This is a genomic window from Flavobacterium myungsuense (genome assembly GCF_042677265.1).
GTDB classification, from domain to species: Bacteria; Bacteroidota; Bacteroidia; order Flavobacteriales; family Flavobacteriaceae; genus Flavobacterium; species Flavobacterium myungsuense.
Window position 1 is genome coordinate 507,673 of record NZ_JBHTIZ010000005.1, and the last position, 11,790, is coordinate 519,462.

Sequence of the window (11,790 nt, forward strand, 5' to 3'; positions counted from 1 at the left end):
CTATATATTTATTATTTTAGATTTAAACCAAAAATGTTTTCTAATTAAATCCTTTTTTATGAAGAATTTTACTCAAGCTTTTTATACCACAAAAAGCAAATCAATCAAATGGGTGTTCGCAATTTTAACCTTATTGCTTTTGAGCGCTGAAACAACTTTTGCTCAAGCGACTGGAGATTTTAGGTCTTTAGTAGCTACAGGTAACTGGGGTATAAACACATCTTGGGAACGTTACAACGGAAGCGCATGGGTTGCAGCCACTAGTGGGGTATATCCAGGAGTCACTGGCGAGACAGGAAATGTTACTATTTTAAATGGTCATACCATTACAATAAACGTTACCCCAGCAGTCGCAAGTGCGAGTTTGACTGTGGGTGGAGGAACGAGTGGTATTTTGCAGTTTGAAACTACAACTGCTAGAACACTTACGATTACCGGTAGTGTAACTATTGCCTCAGGAGGTATTTTTAGGAGTGCTGCAACAGGTACTGTTATCACGCACAATTTAAGTGTTGGTACAAACTTAACTAATAATGGGACTCTTGATTTTTCAACCAATACTAATACAGCAGCAGCTGTTATTACTTTTAATGGCGCAGCTAATAATACCTTTTCAGGTACTGGTGGTACTACTGATATTTGGTCTATAACCATGAACAAGGGTACAGGTACTGTAACGAATTCAAGTCCTGTTTTAGACATAAGCACATCTGCATTTTCAGTAAGTGGCAGTACAGCGGATGTTTCGGGATTATTGGTTTCTGCGACGGGTAACGGAATAATTAAATTTTCTGGAACAAATACGTGGTCAACCACATTATTCACCGTAGCAGTGTATACCATTCCTACAACATTAGGGGTGTGGCTGAATAACCCTAATATGACAGTTACTGGTGCAGCTGGTAGCCCTGTTTTAAATGGTCTTCTAAGAGTCACTGCAGGAACGTATAATGTAGGGACGACTAATAATTCCATGACTTACGGTCCTGGTTCTATATTTACGATGGAAGGTGGAGCTATGAATGTAGCCGCTCGTTTTGCAAATGCTTCTGCAGCCAATAGTATTACATTTACTATGTCTTCAGGTACTTTTACTACCGCTATGGGTTCAGCTGCTCAACCAAATGCAAGTGGTAGTGTTGCGAGTTTTGATATTCCTGCAACGGGTTTAACTTCTTCTTTTACAATGAGTGGTGGTACTATTGTTTTTGCAAAGGCAGCAAGTACTGTTGATGTGAGAATGTCTGCTCCTGTAGTTAGTATAAGTGGAGGTACGTTTCAATTTGGGAATGCGGCGACTGTATCCGGTACGGGTGCTGCTTTCAAGATTGGTGTAGCTGCTGGTACTACTTCAAGGTTGTCTAATGTAACTGTTAATGCCACAAGTACGCCCACAGTAACTTGTAATACGCCCGTATTTATTAATGGTAATTTAAATATATCCAATGGCGCTACTTTTGCTGCAGCTACAAATACTGTTTCTATAAGTGGTAATTTAACGACAAATGCATCAGGTGCCTATACTCAAACTGGTGGGAATACTACATTGCTTAATGGAGGTACTCAAACAGTGAGTGGTCCTATTACTTGGAATGCTTTATCAAATATTGTGGTAGGTACCGGTAGTACAACTACTTTTAGTAATACCTATACTGGTATGGCCGCAGTGAATGTGTTGGGTTCTCTTAATTTAGGAACGCAAACTCTTGGTACCGTTGCAGTTACTGCTCTTACAACTGTTGCGGCTAACTCTACTTCTGTAAATGGTACAACTGCTACAAATTCCTTCACCATAACTGGAGTTGCTAGCACAGCAGGTATAGTGGTGGGTATGTCTGTTTCGGGGACTGGTATTCCAGCAAATAGCTATGTTGTATCTTTTGTTGCCAATACTTCTGTTACAATAAATCAAGTTCCTACTGTTGCAGGAACAAATTCAATAACATACGCTTCAACTGCTCCTTCATTACTTACTAGTAACACTGGAGGTTTGGCTACTGCTATGACGATGACAGACGCCAGTGAGACCTATGCTGCAGGCACAAATTATACTTTTAGTGGTGTAACTACAACTCCGTTTACCGGAACTCCTGGAAGTTTTGGAAATCCTGGAAATATTACTACTGCTGCAGCTGTTACCTTAAATAGAGTTGTTTCTATGTCAGGTACGTTGACTCTTGGAGGTGTATTAACAACTTCGTCCACTAATACTCTATCGGTTACCAATACAGCTGTTGCTGCAATTACAGGACAAAGTAGTTTAAATTATGTTAGTGGGCCCTTGAGTAGAACTTTACCGGCATCCTTATCTTCTTCTTCTAATGCATATATTTTCCCAATTGGTAAAGGCGGAATATATTTTCCGGTAACACTTAATACAGTTACATCTGGTGCAAGTACTCCTGTTATATCTTTTGAAGCAACCAATACTTCAAGTGGTGGATCAGCAGGTACAGGTTTGTCTGCCATCAGTGCTGCTGAATATTGGCAGGGAACTGTAGTGAGTGGTAATTTTACAAGTGGTAAAGTTTCATTAACAAGACAAGCCGCTTTAAGTACGCTTGATGCTATTGGACAAAATGCAACAACATTAGCAGGGGCATATGCAAATTTAAATGGTACTGCTAGTACTCCTTCTGTTAATAATTCTGATCTTGTAACAAGTTTAGGATATTTTGTTTTGGCTACTAAGGCAGCAGCAGCTTGTACAGCTCCGTCAACTCAGGCTTCAAGTCTTACGTTTAGTAATATTGGTTCAGGAGGTTTAGACTTAGGATGGACCGATGGTAACGGTGCGGGTAGAGTGATTATAATGAATACTTCTAACAGTTTTACTGCCCCTACTGATGGTTCTACTCCATCTGCGAACTTGACCTATGGGGGTTCAGGACAGCAAGTAGTTTTTAATGGTACTGCTAGTGGCGCTACTCCTATTACTATAGGAGGTCTTAGTGCTTCTACAACTTACCATTTTAGAATATATGAATATTGTACCACTGATAGAACCTATCAAACGGCAACAGCCACAGGTAATCCTGCAAGTCAGGCAACAACTGCGGGTGCTACAACAATTACTACTACAGCAAATACCTATGGTCCTTATTGTAATAGTTCTAGTAATAGTATTAGCATTGCTTATAGCTCTACGGGCTCCTACACTGGAACGTTCTATGCTCAGATATCAGATGCGTCGGGTAACTTTACTAATACTTTTACAGGACCGACTATTATTGGTTCAGGAACTTCGCCTATAAGTGCTACGATTCCTTCTGGTATAGCAGCAGGTACGGGTTATAAGGTGAGAGTAATTAATGATACGCCTGCTACCTATGGTTCAGACAATGGTACAGCGTTTACCATATCAGCACCGCCATCAAATGCTAATGCTGGTACCACAGTTACTGTGTGTAACGCTACAACAGCTTCTTTAAATGCAACAGCACCAAGCAATGGTACTGGTGCATGGTCGGTTGTCAGTGGTACAGGTTCAGTAACGACACCTTCATTACGAACTTCAGGAGTTACAGGATTAACTGTAGGAGCTTCTAGTGTATTTAGATGGACCGTTTCAACTTCTGGTTGTACCGATTTTACTAGTGATGTAACGGTTACTAGCAGCGCTGCTGCAACGGTTTCTGTTCCTGGAACAGCTCAATCGGTTTGTGGGGCTACAGCTACACTAGCAGGAAATGATCCTTCACCTCAAACAGGGTTATGGACGGTAAATACTGCAGCTACTATTACTTCGCCTACGGCTTTCAACTCAGGAGTTACAGGATTGGTTGTAGGAGCAAATGTTTTCACATGGACTATTACTAATGGCGCATGTACATCGGCAAATTCGGTTACTATTACACGAAATAATTCGCCATCAATTGCTGATGCTGGTACTACTCCAATCACTGTATGTAATGCTACAACAGCTTCACTAAATGCAACAGCCCCAACCAATGGTACTGGAGCTTGGACTGTAGTTAGTGGTACAGGTTTGGTAACTACTCCTTCTTTAAGAACTTCGGGAGTTACAGGATTAACCGTTGGTGCTTCTAGTGTGTTTAGATGGACCGTTTCAACGGCTGGTTGTACTGATTCTACTAGTGAAGTAACGGTTACTAGTAGTGCTGCGGCAAGTACTGCAAATGCAGGTAGTAATCAATCTGTATGTGATGCTACTACTGCTACTCTTGGTGCTACTACCCCTACTACGGGAACAGGCGCATGGTCTGTTGTGAGTGGAGGAGGTTCTGTGACCACTGCATCAGCCATAAATTCAGGAGTTACGGGCTTGGGTGCTGGTGCCAATGTGTTTAGATGGACAGTAACCAATGGAGCTTGTACTTCTACGGCAGATGTTACTGTAACACGTAACATAACACCTGCGATAACTTCAGGTACGCTTGCTGATGTATCTGTAAATGCAGGAAGCCCTGCAACATTCACGGTAACAGCTACTAATGCGGCAACTTACACTTGGTATGTAGATACAGGCGCTGGTTTTAACGTAATAGCTAATGGTACTTCTGGCGGTGTAACGTACTCTGGTGCAACAACAAATTCACTAAGTGCCACTCCAGCTTCAACAGCTGCAAGCGGTTATAAATATAAAGTAACAGTTGGCGGTACTGCTCCTTGCGGTTCAGTAGATTCTGCACCTTCGGGAGGAGCTACAATGACGGTGACTTTGGCGCCAGTTGCATTGGCTACCTATACCTTTAATGGTACAGCATGTGCAGCTGGAACATTAGCAGCAAGTGGAACATTTACGAATCATACGGCAGCAAATGCCAGTGTTACAGGTCAAACCTGTAATGTTAATTCAGCCACTTCATATAGTGTAGGAGGTTCAAGTTGGGGAACTGCTTTCAGTTCCACTCGTTACATTGAAGTTTCAATTACGCCTAATTCCACTTATACCTTAAGTTTAACAAATTTAGCTTTTGATCGCATTAGAACAGGTGCAGGCGCAACCACTTTAAATGTACGTTCAAGTTTAGATGGTTATACGGCTGATTTAACTTCAAATGTAACAGTTACTACTAGTTCAGCCAATACTTCGATTGCATTAAGTGGATTTACAAATATTTCAACAACTGGTGTAACCTTTCGAATTTATGGTTGGGGAGGAAATAGTACTGGTGATTTGAGATTAGATAATATTATTATAACGGGTAATGTTATACCAGATGTTGTAGGAACATCAAGTATTACAACTGGAACAGGAGTAACCCCGATATCTTCATTAGTGGACACACAGGCAGAGGCTGGAAACAGTTTTGGGTTTACCGTAACAGATGATGGTGCAACACCAGCTACCGATTTATTAGCAACAAAAATTAGTGGGCTTACTATTACTAAGGGAGTATCAGGAGATACTATAACAGATTGGACTCAAGCGATAGCTGGAGCAGAACTTACTGATGGAACCGCCTCTTTAACGGCAAGTTCCATTACCGCATCAACTATAGTGTTTACGGGGATATCTAATGATATTAGTGGAGATTTAGGATTCGTCGCGGATAATGGTACTAAAAATTATACCCTTAAGGTTTGGTTAAAATCAGCTTTAGGAGGTAGTTTACCAACTACTATAGATGGAAATGGATTTGTATTTAGAGTACAAAACACCAATCTTTTACTTAATGGAGGTAGCGGATTTGTAACTAGCGATGTGAATTCAGGATCAACTAACAATAGAGTTGCGGTTGTAGTTTCACAATTAGATTTTACTACACAGCCATCAACTACTGTGGCTCTTAACACGAACCTAGCACAACAGCCAGTAGTTAGAGCTAGAGATGCTAACGGGAATACCGATATTAATTATACAGGAGCAGTAACCATTACTACCTCTGGGTCTGGTATGACGTATACAACACCATCACCAGCTCAATTTACTGCTGGGGTCATTACTTTTGCAGGATTGCAGTTTTCATCACCAGGAACTGGTGTTACTATAACAGTAGATGAAACGCCTTCTGCGGGCTATACTGCTGCTGTTAGTAATGGTATTACCATTACTACTCAAATGACGCTTGCGTCATACGGTACTCAGCCTTCAAGCTCAATACCTTTCAATAGTAGCAATCAAGTATTGGCAGGGTTCACAGTAACTCCAAATGCTACTGCAAGTTTTACAGGTGTAACACTAACTAGTTCAGGAGGTACAGCTGATTTAACGAATGTAAGAATTTTTAGAGATTTTAATGGAGATGGCATCATTAATACTATAGGTGGAACAGATGCGCAAGTATCGGTTGAGTCACAGAGTATAACTGTTTCAACGGCTTTTACATTTAGTTCTCAAACAAGTTTAGTTGCGGCTACTACCTATAGTTACCTTATCGTGGGGAATACAGTAGCGTCGCCAGCAAGTGCTTCGGTTACTATTGGAATTGGATCAGGTGCTTTTACCTCGAACCTTACTACTCAAAGCGGTTCGATGACTAATGTGGTAAGAACTTTATTGCAACCAACAACGACTCTTGCGGCATACAGTACTCAGATTTCAGGTGCAATTGCGCAAGGAACAAATAATGCGCCAATAGCTGGATTTACTATTACCCCAAATGCTACAGCTGATTTTACGGCTGTAACCGTTACAGGGTCTGGAAGTAGTACAGGAAGTATAAATGGTTTTAGAATTTTTAGAGATTTTAACGGCGATGGTATTATTAATACTACAGGAGGTACTGATGCACAAGTTTCTACTGCTTCTTTGCCCTATGCCACTAGTATGGCTTTTACTCTTACAGGTCAAACGGCATTAGTAGCTAGTACAACGTATAGCTATCTTATTGTGGCTAATGTCACTGCTAGTTCGGGTTCTGTAGGTGTGGCTATTTCTCCTGCAAGTAATTTTACGACTACTTTAGCAGAGTCTGGAACCTTAAGTACGGTTACTAGAGCGTTTTCTCTTTCTAATACCTCTAACATTATTCGTAGTGCTACCTTTACAGAGCCTACGGATATAGACTATAGATTGTATCAATCTACTGATACCAGTACTGGTACAACAGGATTTATAACAGGTGCAGTTAAGATTGCAGAGTTTACTATTCAGGATGGTGGCGATACTCAAAGTGATAGTGACACTGTTCAAACCACTTTACAAGCCATTACTTTAGGTCTTACTAATTCGGCCAATATTCGATACATTGCTTTATATGATGATTTGAATACCACAATTATTACTGGTAGTGTTCTTCCAGGGGCTTCAAGCGTCTCTTGGTCTGGCTTAAGTTTAACAGCAAATGATAAAGATTTTTCAGGTCCTACAGCAGGAGCTAGAACCTTTAGTGTTTATGTTAGTTTTAATACAACAGTTATCGATAAACAGAATGTTGGTGTAACTATAACCTTAGCTACAGCTCAAGCTTCTAGGTCTGTATTTGCAGCAAACAATGCGGGTGGTGCAGCGAGTATCGCTACTGGCGCGAGCAATAGATTAGTAGTTACCGCAACCAAGCTAGCGTTTGGAACAGTATCGAGTGGATTTACAGGTACAAATTTAAGTTCTTTCACTGTTAATACTGTAGATGTAAATGGTAGTGTGGACAAGGATTATAATTTTACCATAAGTCTTTCTACTAATGGAACAAATGTTTCTCCTAGCTTACCTGCAAATTATTCTTTAGTGTCAGGAACGGCTACTATTAATGGTATTCAATTTAGCACTGCTCAAACTGGTATTACGTTTTCTGCTGCTGGAACAACAGGCGCAACGGGCGTTTATACTAATACGGTTGATTCTAATACGTTTAATATCAATGCCCTTGTTAATGGTGCCTGGAAATCTGTTGCAGATGGTTTATGGTCAACAGCATCAGTTTGGTCTGAATATACTGGTGGCGCATGGTCTGCTCCGGGAGCAAACGGAGTACCATCGAATAATGAAGCAAGTCCAGTATATGTTTATCATTATGTTACCACAGTTGGGTCTATTTCTCCAACTAATATTATTGTTGAGGCAGGTGGGACATTTGAGTTGGCTCAAACTGGAACCTATACAGGTATTGTAATCAATGCAACTGGTAGAGCTTATGTTACTGCTACAGGAACTGTTAATTTACAAAACGTAACCGTTAATGATTATGGAACTTTAGAAACCGCTTCTACTGCAGGTACAGTTAACATACAAGCGTCAGGTACTCTTTTAGTAAAAGAATATGGTACTTTCTTGATGAGTAAGCAAGTTGTTTTTGCTTCAACTGCAAATTTTGAAGTGAGGGATAACGGTGTTTTTATTTATAATTCTAATAGTACCACCCCATCCAGAACAACATCTGTTTGGCAAGGTGTAGAGAAGTTCTATCCAAATTCCCTTTTTAGAATCACTAATTCGGATACGGCTAGTACATACAATATTATACAAACCGAGGCAGAGATTGCAACTTATACTAATCCTGTAGGAGGTTATGTTGCTTGTTTTGGAAATATAGAAATTGATAATTCAGGTGGAGGTGCATTACGTTTAATGCCTAATGCGACATGGAGTACTAAAAATTTAACTCATGGGTATTTGAAATTGATATCCAACAATAGTACTAATAGCTTATTTGGTGGTGCTACAACAACTCAAATCGGTGGTGATTTAATTGTTGATACTGATTATAATAATAATTTCACACTTTCAACAACTGCAACACCTATCAATCTTACTGTAAAAGGTAATCTTGAGAATAAATCCGCTAGAACATTGACTTTAGTTAACGGTGCATCAAGTACTTTGGCGCTTACTGTTGAAGGAAATATTTCTGCATCAGGTGCAACGGGATGTATTATTAATACTAATGGAACTACTGGTGGCATTAGTACAGTGAATTTGAAAGGAGATTTAACTATTGGTACTAATGCAATATTGTTTGCTAATGCTACTACAACTGCTAATAACCTAGTAAACTTTACAGGAACAGGAGATGGTTCAACAGCAGCTTTAACACAATCCATAAATGTTGGTTCTACTGCTGCTACCGAAAATAACAATATTGCTTTTGCTGTAGAAAATGGTTCTTACACACAATTAGCTGCCGACCTTGAATTGGGTAATGGTGGTACCTTTACCGTTAAAACAGGCGGTACAGTAGATTTTGGATTCTCAGGAGCTACAACAACCGCTTTTAATGTTACTGAAAGATCAGGAGGTCCTACAGGAACTACTGTATTTACTAGTCAAATTGGAAGCACGCTTAAAATTACTTCTGCAGGAGGTATTATGGCTGCACCAGCAGCTAGTGGTAACGTTTTGCTAGATTCTAGAACTTTTGCACAAAACGGATGTACTTTTAACTACGTTGGTAGAGCGAATCAAGTTACTGGAAATATATTTACAGTAGGAAGTACTTCTAAAACTATTATTTGTGATTTGGATACAAATGCCTTAACTTTAACGTTAAGTGTTCCAACACAAACATCCACTTTGTTGCATATTAAAAAAGGGATTTTTGTAGAGAGTGACACTAATAATCTAAGCGGTGGTGGAGATTTAACTATTGATGCTAGTGGTACTTACCGTTCTGCTGTGGTTACTACTACAGGTAATTTCCCTCGTATGACAGGTACAACACGTACCTTTGCCGTAGGTTCAACTATAGAGTTGAATGCTGCTGCTAGCACCGAACAAACTTTAAGAGGTGGATTGGATTACAAAAATTTAATATTCTCTAATGGTGGAACTAAAAAATTATCGAATGCTACAGCGAATATCGATGGTACGGTGACTATAAAAGATGCTGCTATTGTAAATGCAGAGAATAATACTTTTGGAGATTATGATACGACTATCCTAGCGATGACCGATACCAGCCGTTTGATTTTGTCTAAATCTGGAACTGTTCCTGATATGGGACGATTCCTTTTGACAGGCGGAACAATAGAATTTGCTGGAAATAGTGCATCCCACAGAATGAGAGGTCCTATTTTTAGTTCTCTTTCACCAGATGTAAATACTGCTTACAACAATGTAGTGATTTCAGGTGCTAATGTAAACGGAGGTTCAGGAAATTATACTTTTAAAAATGGGGCTACTTTTACAGTAAATGCTAGTGCAGCCAATGACCCTGTATCCGGCTTACCTATAGTAGGTCCAGCAGTGTTTAGTGTTACCAATCAAGAGCTTCAAGCGGATACCGCTGCAGCTGTTGCGGTTAACATCAACGGTACTTTTGCCACTACTGACATACATGGGTTCTCTGGCAATAACGATTCGTCTATTAACCCAACAGGAATGACGATTACTTTAGGGGCTTCATCAACCATCGAATATAATGGTACTGCTGCGCAAGTGTTGTCGTCAAGAAGTGATTATAAAAACTTAACTATTGACAATTCATTGAGCTCAGGTACTAGAGGGGTAACTGCAAATGGCGATGTAACTTTTAGTGGTGCTTTAGCCTTAACTGAAGGTTTGGTTAATACAGGAAGCTTTGCCATCATTGGTACTTCTACAGCTTCTGTTACAAGAACAAATGGTTGGGTAAACGGAAACTTGCAACGTTATGTAGGTAGTAGTACTTCAGCCATAACTTATGACATAGGTAGTGCTACTGTTTATACTCCAGTTGCACTTACGTTTGCTGCCCCAACAGGAACAGGTAGTGTAATCGTAAACCAAACTAATGGTGCTCACCCTAACATCAGTACTGCTACTATTAGCTCTACTAAAAGAGTAAACAGATACTACACCCTAACGAATGTTGGTGTGGGTAACATAAATTATGCAGCTGTATTTAATTTTGATGCTGCTGATGTACTTGATAGCGCTGATACAGATGCGTTTAAAGTAGGAAATTACAATCCAACAACATGGACGTATCCAACAGTTGGTATTAAAACAGCAACCTCTACTCAAGCTACAGGATTAACTACTTTTGGGGATTTCCTTATTGGTGAGTGTGCGCCTCCTGTTGCATATACCGTAACTGGTGGAGGTCCTTATTGTATTGGTAGCACTGCGCCATCTATAGGGCTTAACAATTCACAATTATTAGTGAATTATCAATTAAAATTAGATGGAGTTGATGTAGGTTCTCCAATAGCTGGAACCGGAGCAGCATTGAATTTTGGAGTTCAAAGTACGGCTGGTGTTTACAGTATTGTAGCCGATAACGGTTCATGTACTACTACTATGAACAGTAGTAAAACAGTAACAGTTAATCCGTTACCTACGGCTACTATAGCTATAGATAACACCACTCAATGTATAAATTTAGCACAGCCTACTGTAACTTTTACAGGTGTAATAGGAACTCCTCCCTTTACTTTTACTTATAATAGAACTAGTGTAATAAATAGTGTTACTACTACACTTACGAATTTAACTTCTAACGGAACTGTAAATGTTCCTACTGGAGCAACAGGAACATTTACCTATACTTTGGTGAGTGTTCAGGATGCAAATTCTTGTTCACAAGCTCAGTCAGGTTCAGTTTCATCGTCTGTTACTTTGTGTACCTCAATAAGAGATAATTTTTGTGGAAAAACATTTCGTTTTCTAAATGAAATTGTTCAATGTAGTCCCGTTGCTGGAGCAACGCAATATCGTTTCGAGGTAACAGATGAGGCAAATGTTGTTAGAGTTGTTACAAGCGGTAATTTTACTTTTAATCCAGCAGCTTTTACTTTTGATCATCCTACCAACCGTGGATTCAATTGGGCTAAAAACTACAGTTTCCGAGTAGCCCTTTTCATAGGTGGTAATTGGTTAGCTTACGGACCTAGCTGTACAGCACGTACACCAAACGAGCCACCAGTTTTACCTACTAAGTTAAGATCACCTTGGTTTTGTAACCAAAC

The 11,790-nt window shown here is 39.8% G+C and carries 1 protein-coding gene; it reads left to right on the plus strand.

Annotation, left to right across the window (positions count from 1 at the left end):
- Positions 1-58 precede the first annotated feature (58 nt).
- On the plus strand, positions 59-11,790 hold an 11,732-nt coding region (locus ACFQ0S_RS02710), incomplete at its 3' end, for a hypothetical protein (protein ID WP_379819042.1).